The following is a 20,701-nucleotide window of genomic DNA, read 5'->3' as shown; positions in this document are numbered from 1 at the left end:
TGTAAAATTATATCCGTATATTTTGTGCTATCATTGTTAGATTGATCTCTAATGTTGTTATTTGTTTATATTCACGAAATTAACGAATCTTAAATATGTCAATGTTGGATAGAAAATATCCGTTTATAAAGCTTAAGTTTTTGAGCCTGTGTATGGTTTTAGCTTTTACGGGTTGCACGCAACCTGAAGATCCGACTCCCAGAAAAGTACAGGTCAAAAAGATTGAAGGCAGTTATAAATTATATAAAGATGGTAAACCATATACCATAAAAGGCGCGGCCGGTAATACCCATTTCAAAACCTTAAAAGAAATGGGTGGAAATACGATTAGAGTTTGGGACACTACGCGGTTATCTGTTATTTTGGATAGTGCAAAAGCCAACCAGTTGGCTGTAATCGTTGGGTTGCCAATTTTTAATAGTGATTATCAGTCCTTCTATAATGACCCTGCAAAAGTGAATGGTCAGTACCGGGCATTTAAATCTGTTGTCAATAAATATAAGAACCATCCTTCGCTATTGATGTGGTGCCTGGGTAATGAACTTGATTTTCCTTTTAAGCCATCCTACAATGATTTTTATAGCGCTTTTAACGAGCTCACGAAGATGATTCATCAGGACGATCCTGATCATCCTGTGACCACAACAGTCTTGAATTTTAATAAGAAATACCTGTTTAATCTGAAGTTGCGCTGCGATATCGACTTGATATCTTTTAATATTTTTGGTAGAATAACCTATTTGAGGGATGACCTTAGCAGTGTTTCCTGGTTTTGGAAGGGACCATTTATGGTTACAGAATGGGGGATTGATGGCCCCTGGGATGGGACAGCCCAAACGGCCTGGGCTGCTTATATCGAGGATACCAGCACGAAGAAAGCAGAACAGTATCAGGATCGTTATGAAAAACATATGCCAATAGAAAAGCCAGGCTTTTTAGGAGCCTTTGCTTTTTTCTGGGGCAACAAACAGGAGGGGACTCAGTCCTGGTTTAGTATGTTTGATACGCAGGAAGGTAAATCCCAGGTGGTTGATGCCATGAAATATTTATGGACAGGGAAACATCTTGAATATTCCTTTCCTCAGGTGAATTACATGCTTTTAAATGAAAAGGGAGCTAGAGATAATATCTTTTTATCTCCTGGTCATACTTTTTCAGCCAAAGTTTTAATGTTGAATAAGGATCATATTAAGTCTGTGAAATGGGAAATATATCCCGAAGACTGGTACAAGAAGAATAACCTTCACAATGATAAAAAGCTCCAGCCATTAATGCAGGAAACTAAAACAGCTCAATTTTTGGAAGATAAGTTTATAGCCCCGAAGGCTGAAGGACCTTATCGGATTTTTGCGACCATTTATGATGATCATGGTAATTTTTCTACCTGCAATACACCCTTTTATGTTGTAACTGATAAATGAAAGTAGTTCCAGTACCATCACCCCCGACAAAAAAAGAGCGGTTTACGCTCAGACTGATGATTACCATCGGATTAATTTGTATTGGTTTTTTTCTGAAAAACATGCTGAATCCTGTTATTGTAGGATACCCTCCATTGTATGCACTGTTGCTGACTACATTTATATTTATGAGCCTTAAAACAGTTCATGAATGGATTCATTATTTTTTCATTACCATCCCTAAAACGCCTGAAACGACTAAAGTTTATACGGTTGATGTTTTTACTACATTTTGTGCGGGTGAACCCTATGAAATGATTGAAGAGACATTGATTGCCATTAAAGCGATCACTTATCCTCATGAAACCTATTTATGCGATGAGGCAAATGATCCTTATCTAAAGCGTTTTTGTGAAGAATTGGGCGTTCATCACATTACCAGAACGAAGAAGATCAATGCAAAAGCCGGAAATATTAACAATGCGCTAAGTTTTTCGTCCGGAGAGCTTTGTTTGGTTTTAGACCCGGATCATGTGCCTATGCCGAATTTTTTGGACCCTATTGTTACGCATTTCAATAATCCTGAGATTGGTTTTGTTCAAGTTGTACAGGCATATAGTAATAACGATGAAAATCTAATTGCTAAAGGAGCAGCGCAGCAAACCTATCAATTTTATGGGCCGATGATGATGACGATGAACAAATATGGGACTGTTCTTGCCATTGGTGCCAATTGTACCTTCAGACGGACTGCGTTAGAATCTATTGGCGGTCATGCAGCAGGGCTTGCAGAAGATATGCATACCGCAATGCAGCTTCATGCCAAAGGCTGGAAGTCGGTCTATGTGCCACATGTTTTGGCCAGGGGCTTGGTTCCTTCTACACTATCTGCTTATTATAAGCAACAGCTAAAATGGTCAAGGGGAGTTTTTGATTTACTGGTTACCGCTTATCCGAAACTTTTTAAAGGATTTACCTGGCAGCAGAAGTTGCACTACGCAGTTATCCCATTGCATTATTTCTCAGGGGTGATTTATTTAATTAATTTCTTGATTCCGATCATCGCATTGGTTTTCGATGCGAGCCCTATTAAGATGAGTATTACCACTTTTGGAATCACTGTGCTACCCTTAGTCACCATGACACTTTTGATCCGTCATTTTGTCCAAATGTGGGTGATGGAAGATGAGGAGCGGGGTTTTCATGTGGTTGGTGGACTCCTGATGATCGGGACCTGGTGGATCTTCATTTTAGGATTAGTCTATACCATCATTGGGAAAAAGGTGCCTTATGTTCCAACACCAAAAGATGGTAATGAAGCGAATAACTGGCCATTAAATGTTCCTAATCTGGTGATACTTTTCTTGTCTCTCGCAGCAATTGTTTATGGCTTGTATTATGACTGGAATCCATACAATATTATTATGGCTGGTTTTGCGGGTTTGAATAGTTTGATCATGTGTTTTAACATTATCGCCAGCAGACAACAACAATTTAGAGCTTATCAGGCCGGGCATTCTTCGGTAAAAGGCTTTATGAATAATTTGAAGCAAGTAAAAATCAAATTTTGGTTTTTAAGAAGGCGTATTTATGCAGGCGTGCGGAGTTCTGCTTTGATCATCACCATTTTTCTCTGTTTTTCAGTGCTTTATTATGCAAGTTCAGATGCCGAAACTAAGGATGGATTACCGGTTTTAAATCATAAAATGAATTATTTTCTAACAGGGGTATTTGCGCCAGGTAATGGGGATGGAATCTCCTCCTTAACTAAAGTTAACCAGCTTCAAAAAGCATTTGACACTCATTTTGATCTGGTGTCAATTTATATCCCCTGGGGAGAGCAAACGCAATGTTTCCTGCCTCAAAAAACGCTGGATTCGATCTATAATAATGGCTCCATTCCGATGGTGACCTGGGAACCCTGGCAGAATTTGTTTGCTCAAAATGAGATCAATGGGAAAGATAAAAAAGACTTGAAAGTCTTTAGGAAGGTGACGAATGGAAGGTACGATGCTTACCTTAAAAAGTTTTCTGACCAGGTTAAAGCACTAAACAGGCCTGTTTATTTACGTTTTGCTCATGAAATGGACAATCCATCTTATCCTTGGTCTCCTGTTGGTGATAATACACCAGAGGAATACAGATCGGCATGGAAATATATACATGATTACTTTGCTAAAAATGCGGTTTACAATGTGATTTGGGTTTGGAACCCATGGAACCCAGAAACTGTTGATGCTTATTTTCCAGGGAGCGCATATGTAGATTGGATAGGGGTCACAAACCTGAATTATGGGCCATTGAACTCCTCATCGGGATGGCAATCTATGGAGGATTTATATAAGTACTTTCATCAAAATCCAATTTTCCGTTCCGGATTACCAGTGATGTTGGCTGAAATGGGATCATTGGTTTCTGCCGGCCGACAAGAGGAATGGTTTAAATTGGCTTTCAAATCCAGGAATAAGTTTCCAGAAATCAAGGGCTTCCTGTTCTTTGACTCCGGCTATGATAAGAATGTGCCGAAAGGTGGTTTAGAAGGAGTATTGAACTGGAAGATACAACAACCGGAGCAAATGAAACGCTTGTTAAAGGAGTATCATAAAGGGATGACTCATGGGGCGATTGCCAAGGTTCCTTTCCTATTGACGAAAGTCGATAGTAATAAGGCAGTCGATTCCATGACTACAAAAGAACTGAATCAATTTGCCACCATAAAAGGAATAAATTACAACCGTGGACAGGATTGGACAAAAAACTATCAAACGGTTACGATGCGGGAGATGGTTGCTGATTTTGAGGAGATGAAGCAAATTGGAATCCATGCGATTAAGCGTTATGGTCCGGATATTTATGATGATAACATCTTGAAGCTCGCTAAAAAAACAGGCATGGACATCCATTATGGGTATTGGGTATCTGATGAGCTTAACTTTTCATCTGATACTAAAGGACTCGATTTGTTGAGTGCTAAGATCCTTGCTTCTATTGACGACCTGAAAGATGAGGAAAGTATCAAGTCATGGAATATTGGAAATGCAGTGTTTCAGAAATTGGACCTTTATTATTACAAACCTGAATTGTTATATCAGCAGGATGCTTATTTAGCCTGGCTTAAAAAGTTAATCGTCAATATCAAAAAAATAGACCCTAAAAGGCCGGTTAGTGTCGATGTTGAAGTTTCAGAAAATATGAATTCAACAATAGAAAGGTATAATAAGGTGATTCCTGAAATTGATCTATACGGACTTGTAGTTGGCCCTAAGGAATTAGATCCGAAATTCATTATGAATATGAAGGTTCCATATTTTTATAGTGAAATCCCAGTTCAGGCTTATCATGCGATGCATGATACTAAAGTGGGTACCTTCATAGCGAATTGGCAGGACGAGCGGAAAACGAATCGGGTAACACTTGATGGAATAAAAGATGATCTGGGAAGAAAGAAACTCAGCTTCAGTCAGCTTTTCTATAGCTGGAATAAAGGACCTTTACCAGCAGAGAAAGCTATGGTTAAGATCTTGAAGCCAGCATTAGGAACATTCCCTGGTCAGGAACTTACTTATCATGTGATTATCAAAAAGAATAACGAGTGGGTACTTGCTGATGCTACAGCTGCAGGAAACTTAACCTTCGAATGGAAGTTGGCTAAGGTAGACAGGTTTAACAAGCCCATATCCATGGTAGCAGTTGGGAATGGTGAAAATCTTAAACTAAAAATCCCTGAAAACCCGATGAGTTACCGGTTGTATCTGTATGTGGTTAAGGATGATGTAGTCTTGGATGTGATCGAGTCTAAACTCAATACTCCATTGTAGGTTATTATTTTTTTTGGGTGCTCATATCTATGCTTGGCTTAGTGTCTCTAATGAAAATTATGGCATCATAAGAGCCGCTAAGCTTATGTTGTAAATAGTATGGCGTTTGGCCTTTGTCAAAACCAGCGCCATAGGCAACGGATTGAATTTTGCCGTTTAAAAACTCGCTGACTATCGGATTTACTGAAGCTGTTTTGAAATCAAGAATGAAGTTGGGGACCTTGCATTTCGAAAATATCTCCGCACTGGATCCTATCTTTGCAGGTGGCAATTCTACATCCACTTTCTTCCTTAATTTCAGGTCGTACGATCTCATGGCACCACTATAAAAATCAAAACCCAGGGCATAGTATTTATCTTTAAAGGTTTCCGCTAGGAAATTGCCCATGCGGATCAAACCAGTGCTGCTTTTTGTTCTGGAGATGTGCTGATTGTGCTGCCAAAGCATCATCTTATTTTGCTTGGTATATTGGTAGATCCATTCACAATTTTCAGCCATGTATTGATCTCTTGCATCGCTCTGCTTGTAGGAGGATCCTTTTGATTGGGCGTCAGCAAATTGTTGCAGTGCTCTTAAATCACGTTTGTACAAGGCATTTTTTGCGGTATCCTGATCCTCAAATTTTAGGGAAGATAAGTTCGTAATGGTGGTTGAGATTGCTGTCTTTTCCTTTCCGGTTAAGCTTGGATAGTATTTGTTCATGGCCTCAAATCCTACACTTAATGCTGGTGTAATCAGGTTGTTCTGCACTAAATATTCCTTTATTTTTTTAGCAGCATACACAGGGTATTGCATGTCACAACCATAAAGGTTCACTTTGTTTTCAGGCAACTGGGTGTCATTGTAAGCTTTCAACCATTTCACCAGGTCAACAAACTCTTGCGTAATGCCATAGAATCCCATTTCCAGGATTGCTTGTTCGGCTGTCCCTTTACCATTTACAACGTAATCATTCATGGTTTGGCTTCCAGAGAAATCAGCTTCCAAAATAATAGTTTTGACGCCTATTTTTTTTACTAAATAGGCTAACATTTGGTGCTTGTACAAAAAGAATTCATGGGTGCCATGGGTAGCCTCGCCAAGGGCAATAATTTGCTTCTCTTTTAGCATGGAATTTAGGGGATCAAAATCCATGAAATCAAGATCTTCAGAAACCGTTTTTAAGGGAATAAGTTGCTCATTGAGGGCGTTAATTAGCTTAGGGTCTGATTGTGTAAAGGCCTTGTTAAGGTTGAAATTTAAGGCGAAGAAAGTGATGATAAGCCATTTGATTGGAGCAGCCATATTCTGAATTTGATGGCAACATAGGGTTTTATTTTTAACAATTGAAATATTGATGTTATTGTTCTTATATATAATTTTCTTAAGGTGAAAGCGCATTTATAAGCTATATTGCGAAAACATACCACGATCCAATTTCATGACGCTTATCAAAAAAATTCTCTTAGGAGCTTCGCTATTTTGCTCCATGAATGGAGCTGCTCAAAATGTCAATAGCTATCTTTCTAATCATGCGATTGACTTATCAAGAGGGATCACCAATCATCAGGATAAACTCGATCGTACATTTTTTAATCACCAGCTTTTTATTTTAGGCGAAATACACGGGATTCAAAAAGGGCAAGACATCGATTACGACATGATCACATTGTTAAATTCTGAGCGGAACATCAACACCTACATTGGAGAATTCGATTTTGCTAAAGCGTATCTACTGAACCAATACTTACAAACGGGAGATGAGCAGTTAATTGATGAGGTGTTTGAGGATTGGGTTGCTCAAAATTCACAATGGGGGAATCTGGATTTTAAAAATAAAATTAGAAGAATAAGGGTGTATAACCAGGGGCTCAAACCAAAGCAAAGGATCTATTTTGAAGGGATCGATGAAATACATAATCCTGTGCTGGTAGCAAGGTATTTTAAAGAGGTGTTGAAAGACCCTTCTTTAAAGGGCTGGAGGAGTTCATTTCAACCTTTAATCAATGCTTTATCAGCGAAAAATGATAGCTCGATTATCTCTATTGCTACCCAATTAAAAAAACAAGTTGAACTTAATACTGCACTGAAGGGCAGCAGTAAACTCGAAGACTTACGATTCGCCTTGAAAAATTGCAGCTTGAAAAATTCTAATCGGGAGCGCTTGCTGTACGATAATTTCGTTGACTTGTTTAAAATTAGAAATTGGAAGGATAAGAAATTATATGCGTTTTTTGGTTTCGGTCATGTCTATCAATCGCTAGGGAATCCAGGAAAATTTAAATCATTAGCGTATATGCTTGATCATGATGAAAACTTAGCGTTAAAGGGTAAAATCCTTACTATGGTTTTGCTCTATGTAGATTCAAAAATGATGATGCCTACTGCTTTTACACCGGAAGCCTGGCAAACTAAAGGAAAAACATATGGTAATCTAACCCAGTTTAACCATGATGGCAGACTGGTTAATTTTGATGGGATAGAAGATTTTAAATCGGTGACAAAAACAAATACCACCACTTTGTTCAATTTAGAAGCGGAAGGTTCGCCATTTTTACGGAAAAGCATAACGATTAATTATGGAGATATGATGCCAAAAGGCCAGCGGTTATTATTGAATGAGGAAGGGAAATATACCACAGACTATTTTCAATACATCGTGTTGGTTCGGAATTCAGAGGCAACCGTGCCCATTAAAAACGAATAAAATGTGATTGTGGTCGGAGCTGCATTTTAGATATACGTAATGGATTTGTTTTATGGTGTAGAATAAATACCGTAACTTTTAAAATCAATACTTATTCCTATTTATAAACCTTCAGAACCAATATGAACCAAGTCCCTGTTTATGCTCCACCTGCCGAAGAACCAACGGTAATAAGCGCTACTTCCATTCCAATTACAGATCATAAAGTTGAATACCTTCCTTCCTTAACAGCCTTACGCGGCATAGCGGCATTACTGGTGGCTGTATTTCATTTTGAAATGGCTGTTGCCCGATTTGTTCCTGCCTCAACCACGATGTTTTTTGAAAAAAGCTACCTGATGGTGGACTTGTTCTTTATCATGAGTGGCTTTATCATGATGCATGTCTATAGCAGTCATTTTAAAAACAGTATTCAGGCCGAATCATTGAAAAGCTTTCTTGTTGCCCGGTTTGCAAGGGTCTACCCGCTGCATTTGTTTTCGTTGCTGTTGCTGGTGGTCATTGTGCGTTGGCTTACCGACTGGGGTAATCCACCTATTCTTTTAGAGCAGCCATCTGATATTTTACCGAATATTTTTTTACTTCATTCCTTTGGCTTAACAAAGATTTATTCCTGGAATATACCTTCCTGGAGTATCAGTGCCGAATTTGCGGCTTACCTTCTGTTTCCGTTAATCGCACTGTTTATTAATAAGAAAAGGACTATTTCAGTGATACTTCTGGTGATTCTAGTCGTAGTGGCCTATTATTCAATCATGTATTTGCTGCCTCGAAAAAACCCTATTAATCCTGCTATACCAGTTCCTCACAATCTGAATACTACCTTCGATTTCGGATATATTCGCGGAATAGCCGGGTTTACGGCTGGTGTCCTGATTTATCTGCTCTATCAATTACAAGCTTTCAGGAAAGCATTTTCTTCTGATCTTGTCTCTCTGATTATAATTCTGGGGATCATGGTGTCTATGCACTTTTCCCTGAATGATGGCATAACCGTTTCTCTATTTGCAATTCTTGTACTCAGCTTTACGGCAAATAAGGGTAAGATTGCCGGTTTCTGTAATCGGAAGTTTATGCAATTCTTAGGGAATATCTCTTATTCCGTTTACCTGATGCAGATCTTTCTGCAAGAACCATTTTCGCATGGAGCCTTACTGCCGGGTACGGTAGGAATAGGAAGAGGTAAGCAGAATATTGATTTTTCTATTGGGCTTTTATATTGCCTGGTCTATCTAATTCTACTCATCCTCATCTCTTATATTACTTATCGCTGGGTGGAGGGTCCTAGTCGGAGATTTATAAACCGTATGTGGGGGAAATAAACTTTTTTATCTTCTAAATTTACGGGTCATGACCATGATTTTTATCCTTTGTCTTTTAAGAGAAAGGTTAATTCCTGCTTCTTGATTTTCTTTATGATAGAGCTCATAGGCATGGAGTACATCATTGTAGCTAAGTATACCGAATACCTCCTTAGAATTTTTGGAGGACATTATTGGTAAAACTTCTTCGCCATGGATGGCCATCAATTCTACAGCTTTGGAAAGTGGATCATTGGGGCTTAGTACAGGGACGTTTTTCAGCAATAATTCTTCAATGGTATGTGCTTGGGGATGCAGCCTTTTACCCTTTCCAAGAACCTGTGAAACAAGGATTCTTCTAAGAATGTCAGGTTCATAGGCATCCGGGGTATATATGCCACGGCGGGCTATTTTCTCCGTCATAATGGTGTTTTCCATAAAGAAAAAGGAAACCAGATAGGAAGCTGTACAGGCAGCCAACAAAGGGAGTAGGGCTTGCGATTGCATGGTAGACTCTAAAGCAAAAATAATACTGGTTAAATAGGCTCTGGAGGCTCCGGCAAACATGGATGACATGCCGATAAGTGCAGCCATTGGAATGCTAATTCCCGCTTCTGGAAAAAACATCAGAATGAGTGTCCCTAAAATTGCACCTGCTGCGCCGCCGATGGTTAGCAGCGGGGCGAGGGTACCTCCTGAAGTCCCGCTGCCAAGCGCAATTGCCCAGGAAAGAAATTTAAAAAAGCATAAGCTCAGCATGAGTGTAAGCGGAATTTTTCCGGAGAGCATGTTGACAATGTTATTGTAACCAACTCCAAGGGTATTTGGGAAAAAATATCCGATTATCCCTACTGCGAGTCCACCTAAGGCTGGCCACCACATCCAATGAATGGGAAGCTTTTCAAATACATCTTCCACCCAATAAACTACTTTTGTGAGCCCCAAAGAGATAAATCCAATAACGATACCAATGGCGCTGTAGATGGCCAAGGCAAAATTTGTTGGGCTTTCTAAGTTGGGCATTGGGAAAACCGGACCTGATTCAAAAAGGAGATGATGCCCTGCGGCTCCCGTAATACAGGCCAATGCTACGGGTAAGATTGCCTTAGGGGAGAACTCAAAAAGCAGCAATTCGATGGCGAGGAAAATCGCGGCAATAGGGGTGCCAAATATGGCAGACATACCTGCTGTAGCGCCAGCTGCCAGGATAATTTTACGTTCATTAGAGGTGATCTTAAAAAGCTGACCAATCGTTGAGCCCAATGCACCTCCGGTAGCAATAATTGGCCCTTCAGCACCAAAAGGTCCTCCTGATCCAATTGCAATTGCCGAAGAAATGGGTTTTAAAAAAGCAATGGCGGGTTTGATTTTACTGTGATTGGTTAAAATTTGCTCCATGGCTTCAGGGATTCCATGACCCCTGATTGCTTTAGAACCAAATAATGCCATCAGTCCGACTAAAACTCCTCCAATTACGGGCAGAATAATCACAAATAAGCCCAGGTTATTTTCAGCTGGACTGTGAAAACTGATGTCAAATGAACCATAGAAAAAGATATTGGTAACCAGGTTGATCAGTAAAACCAGGATTTTAGCAATCAAGCTAATTAAAATGGCTACGCCAATGGATAAAAGTGAGATTTGTAACAAGCGTTTTTTCAAAAAGTGGACTTTAAGTAACGTATTGTCTTTTTGTATCAGATTTGGCAAAGATGGAGCGATGGGAATTCCATTTTCAGGCCTGTTTTTTTTCATGGTTGTTTTAATTGATTTTTTTGAACGATCCGGGGTAAAGGTAGAGGTTGTAACTCACATTACGAAACTATAAATATTGTTTATGATATATTTTATTTGGTATTTGTTTTTGTTGATTGATTTTAAATATTGTTTTAACAATGTTTTATGGTTGTGGTCTCTATTTCTTGATATCCATTGGTTAAGGTATTCGTATAAATTTGCATATTTGAAGAATGAGGGAATGCGGTAATGTTTGTGATCTTAAAACCTGTCTACTATGTAAACTCTGTTTACCGGAATGGCTTCCTGCATTAGCGGTACAGAAAAGGAATTTTGAAGTGAAAAAGGGGGAGATGATCTTTAAAGAAGGGGATGCTGTTCATGGAATTTACTTTGTATACACGGGCAGTTTTAAAATCCACAAAAGATGGGATAAGGATAAGGAATTGATTATTCGTTTTGCAAGACCCTCAGACATTATTGGGCATATGGGGTTGGGTAAAAGACTGCTGTATCCGGTATCAGCAACAGCCCTGGAGCCATCCGTAGTTTGCTATCTGGACATGGCTTTTTTTGAAGCTACTTTGAAAGTAAATACCGAACTGGCTTATATGATGATCCGATTTTTGGCGAATGAACTGGATAATTCTCACAGGAGCATGAGGGATTTAGCTCATATGTCTGTTAAAGCGCGTATTGCGCAAGCATTTATTTCTCTTCACGAGCAGTTTGGAATTGATGAACAAGGCTTTATTGATGTGGAAATCAGTCGGCAAGACATTTCTTCATTTGCAGGTACGACTTATGAGACTTTGTTTAAGGTTTTGAATGAGTTTGCTAAACTGAATATATTAACCCTAACAGGGAGAAAAATTTTGATCACCGATCATTTAAAGCTGCAGGAAATTGTTAACCGTGATCCTATTTGATCCTTATTTCCGCACTTCGATGACTGTTCCTGCATTTACAACCTTAAATAACTGATCAATGTCGTAGTTCTGTAGGGCAATGCATCCGGCAGTCCAGTCTTTTGCATTAGTTTTTTCCGGGTAGGTACCATGAATCATGATGTTAGAACCAGGCTTTACCCCATTCTTTTGTGCGATGGCTTTGTCCTTTTCATTGGGATAGGAGATCCAGAAGCTTTTGTAAAATTTATCGCGTCTGTAATGTTTGATGTCAACATGGTAAATACCTTCTGGCGTTTTACCGTCTCCCTCAGTAATCTTATTACCATTAGGATTGAATCCAAGGTCTATGTTAAAGGTAAGTATTGGCTTGTTTTTTCGGCTAACAATCATTTTACGCTTCCCCTTGAAGACGACAATATGATCTGCGGCGGAAAGTGTATGTGCGATTTCCTGGAGCTTAAATTTCCAACTCCGTTCGGTGTCTTTGGTTCCATAAGCTGAGGCTCTTTCATATCTCGCGACGGCATCGTCATCTTTTGCTACCGAATCATAAGCTGCTTTAGTTAGACGTTGTAATCTCCATATGCCACGATCTTGAAAGATCATTGCTTCGTGGTTAAAAACGGGGATGAGGTACTGACGAAAACTCAAGGAGTTATCTTTGCTATCTTTAACAATAATAGTGGTGTCTATCCCCAAAGGAAGGTGTTTAAATAGAGAATCGTGCCATTTTACACCGGTAACTTCAATAACCGGTTCAATTACCTCAACCTTATGTGGCTTAGGCCAGAGGCAAAAGGTGATCACGCCCAGCCACAGCAATAGTAAACCGAAATACTTCGTAGATTGATTCATAACTAAATGTACAGTTATATTTTTAGGATTCAAATTAAACTTTGTTGAAAAAGTTTAATTTGGTAGGCTAGTTTTTGTTATTAGTTTATTATTTTAGTAATGCAGGAATATGGAATTAAGAAATTTAGAAAATATAGATCTTGAAAAATTGGTGTCGGTTATCAATTTATCATTTTCAGATTATTTGGTGCCGATGCAGTTGACTTTAGAAAAACTGGAATCTAAAATTGCTGCAGAGGATATTAAGCTAAAATTATCAACAGGAGTATTTGATGGAGATCAAATGGTTGGCTGTATGTTACATGCTTTACGAAGTACTGAGGAAGGGTTGGCGGTGTACAACGCATGTACTGGAGTAATTCCAGCCTATCGGGGGAGAGGTTTAGTGTCTGAAATGTATGGATATTTGCTGCCTGAATTGAGAAAAATACAGGTGAAGAAGATGGTTTTGGAAGTGCTGACAGGAAATCATGCTGCAATCAAAGCGTATGAGAAAATGGGATATACGAGGGATAGAAAACTGGATTGCTATAGCGGGAAGATACAGGTCAAAAAGGATAAGTCGGCAGCTTCATTGAAAGAAATTGACGGTTTGAACTGGAGGGAATTAATGACTTTTTGGGATGCCATTCCTTCCTGGCAAAATGCGAATCAGAGCTTGGAAAATAGTAAAGCACAGTGTCGCATTGTTGGGGCTTATCAGGATGATTTATTAGTGGGTTATGCCATCTTTAATCCAACATCAAGAAAAATAAATCAGTTTGCAGTTGCCGCTGAGTATAGGGATAAGGGGATTGGTAGCCAGTTGTTTTCCTATATTAATGAAGCCGTTGAACAACAGGAAGTTTATGTGTTTAATGTAGATCAATCGGCTGTATCTGTGTTGGGGTTTTTAAAAAGTGTCGGTCTTTCTGAGGTTATCGCACAGTTTGAGATGAGTAGAAGGGTCTAAATAGTTTATATTTTAGAGATTGAGGCTAGGAGTATTCAAATTTAATTAACATTTAAAAATTATGAAAAAAATGAAGTTAAATAAAGTGAAATTTACCGGAGCATTGCTGATCATGTTATCTGCTTTCCATCTTAGTGTCAATGCACAGCCATTAATTAATCTTGGTCTGAATATCGGTGATCCTGCACCTCCATTGAAAGTAAAAGAATGGGTTAAGGGGACGCCAATCCAAAATTTTGAAAAGGGTAAGATTTATGTGGTAGAGTTCTGGGCAAGTTGGTGTGTCCCATGTATGGATTCCATGCCTCGACTTTCTAAATTGGCACGTAAATATCAAGATAAAGCGACTTTTTTAGCTATTGACATCCTTGAAAAAAAGGATATGCCAGCAGCAGAAATAAGAAAAATAGTGGAAAAGATGGGAGACCGAATGGATTTTCCGGTAGGTATGGAAGAAGGTGAATTTATGGCTAAGAAATGGGTCGATACCTCCAGACAGCACTCGATTCCAAGTAGTTTTATCGTAAATGATGGGAAAATAGATTGGATTGGCCATCCGCAATATCTCGATAGTGTTTTAACACAAATATTAAATAAAACATGGAGGCGAGAGTTTGCGCTGTTAAAACGAAACCACCAATTATATTTAGATGACTTGGATTTTCAGGCTGCAGACGAATTAGTTTCAAGAATACAACGTTATGTGGTCAATATGGCTGGTAATACAAGAGATCGTGTCCAGATTAGCCCGGATTCTGTAATTTTAGTGATTGATGAAATGGTTAAACATATACCTGGTTTAGAATACTCATCGACTTTTATCGCATTTAAATTTGCGGCGCTATTAGAAACAGATTCACAAAAAGCTTATGACTATGGCCGAGCAGCAATGATGGATGGCAAGTATAGTGAAGATCCGTCTTATCCCGTGTTGATTGCTCAAATCGAAGAACATTCAGGAAAAATAAAGATCCCAGAAAATATATACGTTCTGGGTGCAGAATGTTATCAGGCGATAATTGATCGTAATCCCTATCCGGAGTTTGGTGAGATGCCCCTTAAATATGATAAAATGGCTAACCTATATCGACTAGCTGGAAATCAGGAAAAAGTAACAGAAACAGAACAAAAAAAGGAAAAATATCTGTTGAAGTATGGATCAGCTAAGGAGGTAGGCGCAGCTGAGTAAAGTACTGCAATATATGGATGACGCAATTGTGTGAATGGTTATGGATGTAGTTGTTTCAGGAAAAATAATTTAAAGAAAAATATAATTATTTCAAAATAGTATCTATATTCAGTAAATAAGTTCCAGTTTTTTTGTTTCTGTGAATTTATGTTAACTCGATTCAATCATTAACGCTTACCATTAAATCATGTTCAAATACATCTTATTGATCGTTGTTTTATTTAGTAGTTGTCACGCAAAAAATGAGTTCTCAAATGGTACAGTTGTATTTTCTGAATTTCCTAAAAGCGAAAATGTCACTTTTAATGAGGTGATAAAATTTGAATATGGGGATATAAGTAGAATGTTTTTAAGGGATACCTCCCTAATTGTTTACAATTGGAGGGCTAAGGGAGGCTGTTTTTTTTATGAGTATGGTTTAAATTCAAAACGAAATGTCGGGAAAGCTATACCGGCTGGCAGCGGCAAAGGAAAAGCCTTAGGATCGCTATCGGCGGGAGTTGATAACAATGAGGTATGGATGTATGACATCAGTTTAAATAAGATCATTTTTTCCGCACTGACTAATCCATCACTGCCTGCAGCTACTGCTAGCTATAGGGAATATCCATTTTCACCAGATTATTATAACATTCAATTTTTAGATAGCTCAAGAGTGATCGCTAATGGAAATTATAAAACGCCAAACAAGATCCAGGAAATTGATTTGCATTCCGGCAAAATTTTAGCTGACTATGGGGTGTTAGATAGTGTGCCGAAAGACATTCCCTTTTACGCATATAAGCGGGTTAAGGAAGCTTTTTTGGTGCTAAAGCCCACAAAGGATAAGGTGGTTTTAGCGCATCGCTTGAGTGATCAGATCGAGATTTTTGATTTGAAAAGCCATAAAAGCATCACAGTTAAAGGACCCGAAAATTTTAAAGTCGAGTTTAAATTTTTTAAATCAGTGGATCAAGAAGATGTAATTGGTCGGGATGAAGGAAGCAGGTATGCCTTTATTCAAGCAGCGGCAACAAATAAATTTATCTATGTTTTGTATTCGGGTTACAACATGTCTAGCCAATTTGTTAATTGTGCTAAAACTATATATGTGTATGATTGGGATGGAAAGCCGGTAAAAAAGATCAATTTAGATCGTGATGTGAGTAGCATAACTGTAGGCAATGATGATCAAACTTTATACGCTTTTGATATGATGTCAAAATTTATTGTGCACACTAAAATCTAGAATATGAAAATTGTATTTGCTTTATTCCTATCCCTATCTACATTTCAAGGATTTGCTCAAAAAGGGGAGCCGGTCATATTGAATGTGATCTATAAGTTTAAACATATCAATGATTTAAATAAACCGAACAAGCCGTTTGAACAAGAAATGATATTGCGATTGGGTAAAACCGAAAGCAGATATAATAGCTGGACGGATGAAGTTAATATGAAAACTGCTGTTAAAAATGCAAATAATTCGGGGAAAAGCAGCTCTTCAAGCGGCGGAGTCTTTGGCTTTGTGCCAACGGTGTTTGTAAAAAGTAAGGGTGTACAAGATTTTGATCTTTTACAGTATCCGGGTCTAGATAGATTAGTTAGGGTTGTGGTGATGGGTGACTCAAATTATTTGATAGAAACCAGCTTACCTGTAATCGATTGGAAAGTATCAGAAGAGAAAAAAGAAATAGGGGGTTATACTTGTCAAAAAGCTACTGGCACTTATGCTGGGCGAACTTATATTGCCTGGTTTGCTCCAAAATTGCCTTTCCGTTGTGGCCCCTGGAAGCTTTCGGGGTTGCCTGGACTGATTTTGGAGGCAAAAGATTTAACGAATGAGGTATCTTTCACGTTCAAAGAGCTGAGTCGGCCTGAAGGTATTGAAAGTACGGCTCCCAGAAAAAGCAGGGTCATCAAAGTTAGCGAAAAAGCATTCGATCGGGCATATACAGCTTTTGAAAAAGACCCTGTTTCTGTATACCAAAGTCAGTTGCCTATAGGTGCAGATAAGGCACAATTAGCCTATGTGGATGATAAAGGGGTTCCTTTTTATGCTGAAGAGGGAAAAAAAATGTATGAATCTCTAAAAACAGACTTAAAGAAAAGGAAGAGTAATCCTTTGGAGCTGAAAATCGATGCCAAAGGAACAGGACAGGTAATTAAATAAATACCCATAAATTGGAAGAAGCAATAGCCACAAAATTAGGTCGACGGTTACAAAACATTTGTAAATACAAGCTAAATATAATCCTGATCCTGTGCTTGAGTTCCGCTGTGGTCTGTGCTCAGAAAAAGCAAATTAATGGAGTTTTGAGAAATGGCAATGGTAGCGGTGTCGCCAATGCCAATATTGTGCTAAAAAACGCTAAAGATTATGTCATGAGCTTTACGCATAGCAATGCAAAGGGGGAGTATGCAATTGGATTGTCGGATACCAGTAGTATGGCTGCCTTGGTTATTGAGCTAAGCTGCATAGGCTATGAAACCATGCAACAACGATTGTCTGTGCATAAGTATACTTATGATTTTTCGCTGAAAGCGCAATCCATCGATTTAAAAGAAGTCAAAATAAGAAGCAGGCCAATCATTATATCCAAGGGTGATACCTTGAGTTACCATGTTGGCAGTTTTTCCAGGCCTGAAGATCGCAGTATCGGTGATGTGATGAAGCGTTTACCAGGAGTAAGCGTAGCAGAAAGCGGTCAGATATCATTTAATGGTAAAGTCATCAGCAATCTCTATATACATGGTGATGACCTCATGGACGGTCGTTATGGTTTGGCCACCAAAGCGATTGCTAAAGATATGATCAAGAGCATTGACGTGATGCAGCGTTTTCAGCCCATTAATGTGCTGAAAAATAAGGTTTTTACAGATGATGTAGCCATTAATCTTGTTTTAAAGGATGAGCATAGTTTAAAGCTTGCAGGACAAGTGATGCTCGGTGCGGGCTTACCGCATCAATATGATGCAGCTGTAAATACCATGATGTTTAATAAGAAAGTCAAGGTGTTAAATTCATTAAAAGCGAACAATAGTGGCATCGATATGCGGAATGATTTTTCTCAACTTGGTAGCTCAGGCTTTGTGAAGGATGTGGGGAGTTGGAAACCTAATGGCATCCTTTCCTTAGGTACAGTAGGAAATCCAGATTTACCAAAGGTTAACTACTATTTGAATCAGTCAAAATTATTAAATACGAACAACCTGTATAATTTTGACAATGGGTTACAGATTAAAGCGAACGTTCAATTATTTCTGGATCAAAACAAACTGAATTATACCAATAGCTTAGATAATTATTTGAATGGTGATACCTTAAGGTATAGGGAGAGGCAGGGGATAGCCAATAAACCCTATTCGCTGAATACTTCGTTAACTGCTACTTTAAACAAAAACACTTACTTTCTTAATAATAAGTTCAGTTTCAATCTTGATGGCAATCATGCCAGTGGTGATATGAGTTTTAATAATGAAAATTTCAATCAGCACATGAAGGAGAAAGCGCTAAATTTCTTTAACGATTTTAGTTACACACCAGCACTAAAGAATAAAAATGTGGTGGATATGAGGTGGTATGTTGGCTATTTTAATAATCCTCAGCAGTTAAATATTGACGCAGGACTTAATCCAGAATTATTAAACGGTGGGATACCCTATACTGGCATTCTTCAATCTTTAAGTACGCCAACTTTTTTTAGTAATGCTAAAGTAGCTTATCGTATTTTCAATGACCATCTTATTCAACAAAGTTATGAGTTAGGCCTAATTAACGAAAGACAGCAGTTTAATTCCAAGCTTAATTTAATTCAAAACAACAACAGTATAGCCGATTATAAAGGTGATGTTGGTAATGACCTGAGTTGGCAAAATGACAAGGTGTTTGGAAATGCAGAATACACTGTGAAAAAGAACAAGTGGAGGGCAGATTTATCTCTACCTTTAATCGGTCAGTTTATTCATTACAAACAATACGATTATGGATTAAACACCAGGAAAAATCAGGTTTTTCTTAATCCAAATGCAAATCTGACGGTATATCTGAATGCAGAAGATCAATTTACAGTTAACTATAACTTTAACAATAATTTCGGTAAGATATCCAATGTTTATAGCGGTGTTGTGCTGGCTAACTACCGCACAATCTCTGCAAATCATGCAGATTTACAAGAGCAGAAAGCTTCCAATTTAGCATTAGCCTATAATTTTAAAAGGTCAATTATTATGTTTTTTGCCACTGCGCGAGTTGATTATAAAAAAGCGAAGGCAAATACGATTGCCTCCACTGAACTTCTGGAAGATGTTCAGCGTACCATATTGTTGCCTTATCAGAATGATCAAAACACGATCAATTGTACCCTGGATATGAGTAAGTTTATTTTTGCTTTAAATACGACAATTTCTGCGCGTGCCGTTTTAGGGAGTAGTGATTACAATCAGCTAATAAACGATCAATTGTATCCTTTTAAAAACAAAGCTTTGACCCTCCAGGCAAAAATAGAAAGTAAGTTTTTTGGCGCGGTAACCTTAAGCTATAATGGCCTGGGATTATGGAATGAGAGTAAGCAAAAACCTACAGAAGGTGTGATTTTTAATATAAACAGTAAAACGAAGCGCTTTGACCAAAATCTAAACATCGGATTTGCTCCGGTTAATCGTCTCTTTGTTAATCTATTGGGGAGGCATATTTATGGCAGCCAATCCAGTGTGAACTATCTGTTTACGGATATACAGGCTCGATATAAATTGGTCAAATGGCGTACAGATCTCGAGCTAAATATCAGTAACCTGGGTAATTTAAAGACTTATGAAGTCTTTAGCTTGTCTTCAAACCAGTTTTTTCTTAGTCGTTATGAAATTAGGGGGAGAATGGGAATGATCAGGGCTACGTTTAATTTATAACAATTGAGCAACGTATGGCATTGCTACCATTAACTTTAAATCCAAGTTGCAATATCTTGTCTGTTTACGTTTTTGTTAAACCGCATAGTTATAGCTAAGTGGTTTTTCAGATTAAGTGTATTTCTTTTTAGATTTTCCCGGACTAATCTTTCTTCTTAGTGAAATAAATTCTATTGATAAATGTAAAATTCCTAACTTGTTTTTCTCAAAATTAATTGAATTAAAGTATAAAAAATATGAACCGTAAAAATTGGATGCTTGCAATGTTGCTCAGTTTATCAATAACCTGTTATAAGAGTAGTGTTAGCGCACAGAGTTCGATAAAAAGAGGTTATTTCAACAAAACCAAGGTCGGCTTTCTTCCAGGCTTGAATGATCAGGACCAAAGGGGGTTTAAACAGAGAGGTACTGAAATAACTAATGTCAATGGGTATTTTGTTAGCCCACAATTTACTGTAGGAATTGGGCTTGGGATTGTCGCTTATGTGAATCCGACAATTACAACGATACCAATATTTATACATGCTGAATACGATTTAAAAAATGGTAAATCTGTTCCTTACTTGTTTGGGGGGACTGGTTATTCATTTAGTACTGCTAATCTTACAACCGGTGGACTTATGGCTGAGAGTGGCCTTGGTTGGAGAATCCCGGCGTCAAACAGAACCTCAATCAGCCCTGAACTTGGTTATAGGTATCAGCGGGTAAAATACAAGTTTATAGGTAGTTCAGGATATGCCAAGGATAATATAAGTTCTCTGTCCATTGGTGCTAGTTTGCGTTTTTAAATATTAAATGATCAAATAGGCAGATATTGGTTATTATCCGGTTGCCAGCCTGGGATATTCAGTGTATAGGTAGTGATAATGATGATATAGTTAATCCTATTGATGGAATCTGGACTTCCGGGTTCTCAGGGTGATATTCACTCTTTTGGGTGATTGTGTAAGTAGAATTTAATTTT

At 38.2% G+C, this 20,701-nt stretch carries 14 protein-coding genes; 11 read left to right on the top strand and 3 right to left on the bottom strand.

Going from position 1 to position 20,701, the window contains the following annotated elements; all coding sequences use genetic code 11:
- Positions 1–152: 152 nt before the first annotated feature.
- Entirely contained in the window at positions 153–1,421 is a 1,269-nt protein-coding gene (locus GM920_RS05130; protein ID WP_182954067.1) for a glycoside hydrolase family 2 TIM barrel-domain containing protein, read from the top strand.
- Positions 1,418–5,218 carry a glycosyltransferase gene (locus GM920_RS05125; RefSeq protein ID WP_182954066.1) on the top strand — a complete coding sequence of 1,267 codons (3,801 nt, stop codon included), beginning with the start codon at positions 1,418–1,420 and terminating at the stop codon, positions 5,216–5,218. The genes GM920_RS05130 and GM920_RS05125 overlap by 4 nt, the downstream gene beginning before the upstream one ends.
- Positions 5,219–5,222: 4 nt before the next feature.
- Here GM920_RS05125 and GM920_RS05120 read toward each other — a convergent pair whose 3' ends face one another.
- Positions 5,223–6,503, bottom strand: a complete 1,281-nt coding sequence (locus tag GM920_RS05120; RefSeq protein WP_182954063.1) for an erythromycin esterase family protein — start codon at positions 6,501–6,503, stop codon at positions 5,223–5,225.
- 136 nt (positions 6,504–6,639) lie between these two features.
- Here GM920_RS05120 and GM920_RS05115 point away from each other — a divergent pair, with 136 nt between their 5' ends.
- Complete coding sequence (locus GM920_RS05115; protein ID WP_182954062.1) at positions 6,640–7,905, top strand: hypothetical protein; 1,266 nt, start codon at positions 6,640–6,642, stop codon at positions 7,903–7,905.
- A 122-nt stretch (positions 7,906–8,027) separates the two neighbouring features.
- A complete protein-coding gene (locus GM920_RS05110; protein ID WP_182954059.1) occupies positions 8,028–9,227 on the top strand; it encodes an acyltransferase family protein in 1,200 nt (399 codons plus the stop codon).
- Between the two features lie 6 nt (positions 9,228–9,233).
- Here the strand turns inward: GM920_RS05110 and GM920_RS05105 are convergent, their stop codons facing one another.
- Positions 9,234–10,961, bottom strand: coding sequence for a chloride channel protein (locus GM920_RS05105; RefSeq protein WP_182954058.1), 1,728 nt, complete (start codon positions 10,959–10,961; stop codon positions 9,234–9,236).
- A 215-nt stretch (positions 10,962–11,176) separates the two neighbouring features.
- Between GM920_RS05105 and GM920_RS05100 the strand changes: the two genes are divergently transcribed.
- A complete protein-coding gene (locus GM920_RS05100; RefSeq protein WP_182954056.1) occupies positions 11,177–11,872 on the top strand; it encodes a Crp/Fnr family transcriptional regulator in 696 nt (231 codons plus the stop codon).
- A gap of 3 nt (positions 11,873–11,875) precedes the next feature.
- Here the strand turns inward: GM920_RS05100 and GM920_RS05095 are convergent, their stop codons facing one another.
- Positions 11,876–12,709, bottom strand: coding sequence for a L,D-transpeptidase family protein (locus tag GM920_RS05095; RefSeq protein ID WP_182954055.1), 834 nt, complete (start codon positions 12,707–12,709; stop codon positions 11,876–11,878).
- Positions 12,710–12,818: 109 nt separating this feature from the next.
- On the opposite strand from GM920_RS05095, the gene GM920_RS05090 reads away from it, so the two are divergent.
- The 6 genes from GM920_RS05090 to GM920_RS05065 all read left to right on the top strand — a co-directional run bounded on the left by GM920_RS05090 (position 12,819) and on the right by GM920_RS05065 (position 20,525).
- Positions 12,819–13,661, top strand: coding sequence for a GNAT family N-acetyltransferase (locus GM920_RS05090; protein WP_182954053.1), 843 nt, complete (start codon positions 12,819–12,821; stop codon positions 13,659–13,661).
- A 61-nt stretch (positions 13,662–13,722) separates the two neighbouring features.
- A complete protein-coding gene (locus tag GM920_RS05085) occupies positions 13,723–14,850 on the top strand; it encodes a TlpA family protein disulfide reductase (RefSeq protein ID WP_182954050.1) in 1,128 nt (375 codons plus the stop codon).
- Between the two features lie 205 nt (positions 14,851–15,055).
- Entirely contained in the window at positions 15,056–16,078 is a 1,023-nt protein-coding gene (locus GM920_RS05080; protein WP_182954048.1) for a BF3164 family lipoprotein, read from the top strand.
- Positions 16,079–16,081: 3 nt separating this feature from the next.
- Positions 16,082–17,002, top strand: coding sequence for a GLPGLI family protein (locus GM920_RS05075; RefSeq protein WP_182954045.1), 921 nt, complete (start codon positions 16,082–16,084; stop codon positions 17,000–17,002).
- Positions 17,003–17,013: 11 nt separating this feature from the next.
- Entirely contained in the window at positions 17,014–19,737 is a 2,724-nt protein-coding gene (locus GM920_RS05070; protein ID WP_182954043.1) for a carboxypeptidase-like regulatory domain-containing protein, read from the top strand.
- A gap of 236 nt (positions 19,738–19,973) precedes the next feature.
- Complete coding sequence (locus GM920_RS05065; protein ID WP_182954041.1) at positions 19,974–20,525, top strand: hypothetical protein; 552 nt, start codon at positions 19,974–19,976, stop codon at positions 20,523–20,525.
- Positions 20,526–20,701: the final 176 nt, after the last annotated feature.

Origin of the sequence: Pedobacter gandavensis, assembly GCF_014172405.1 — a bacterium.
In the GTDB taxonomy this organism is placed as follows: Bacteria; Bacteroidota; Bacteroidia; order Sphingobacteriales; family Sphingobacteriaceae; genus Pedobacter; species Pedobacter gandavensis.
The sequence above is the reverse complement of the archived record's forward strand: the minus strand, read 5'-3'. Positions and strand labels throughout refer to the sequence as shown.

Coding starts and splice junctions, on each gene's coding strand:
- GM920_RS05130 (WP_182954067.1), top strand. CDS start 153: ATGGTTTTAGCTTTTACGGGTTGCACGCAACCTGAAGATCCGACTCCC.
- GM920_RS05125 (WP_182954066.1), top strand. CDS start 1,418: ATGAAAGTAGTTCCAGTACCATCACCCCCGACAAAAAAAGAGCGGTTT.
- GM920_RS05120 (WP_182954063.1), bottom strand. CDS start 6,503: ATGGCTGCTCCAATCAAATGGCTTATCATCACTTTCTTCGCCTTAAAT.
- GM920_RS05115 (WP_182954062.1), top strand. CDS start 6,640: ATGACGCTTATCAAAAAAATTCTCTTAGGAGCTTCGCTATTTTGCTCC.
- GM920_RS05110 (WP_182954059.1), top strand. CDS start 8,028: ATGAACCAAGTCCCTGTTTATGCTCCACCTGCCGAAGAACCAACGGTA.
- GM920_RS05105 (WP_182954058.1), bottom strand. CDS start 10,961: ATGAAAAAAAACAGGCCTGAAAATGGAATTCCCATCGCTCCATCTTTG.
- GM920_RS05100 (WP_182954056.1), top strand. CDS start 11,177: ATGAGGGAATGCGGTAATGTTTGTGATCTTAAAACCTGTCTACTATGT.
- GM920_RS05095 (WP_182954055.1), bottom strand. CDS start 12,709: ATGAATCAATCTACGAAGTATTTCGGTTTACTATTGCTGTGGCTGGGC.
- GM920_RS05090 (WP_182954053.1), top strand. CDS start 12,819: ATGGAATTAAGAAATTTAGAAAATATAGATCTTGAAAAATTGGTGTCG.
- GM920_RS05085 (WP_182954050.1), top strand. CDS start 13,723: ATGAAAAAAATGAAGTTAAATAAAGTGAAATTTACCGGAGCATTGCTG.
- GM920_RS05075 (WP_182954045.1), top strand. CDS start 16,082: ATGAAAATTGTATTTGCTTTATTCCTATCCCTATCTACATTTCAAGGA.
- GM920_RS05065 (WP_182954041.1), top strand. CDS start 19,974: ATGAACCGTAAAAATTGGATGCTTGCAATGTTGCTCAGTTTATCAATA.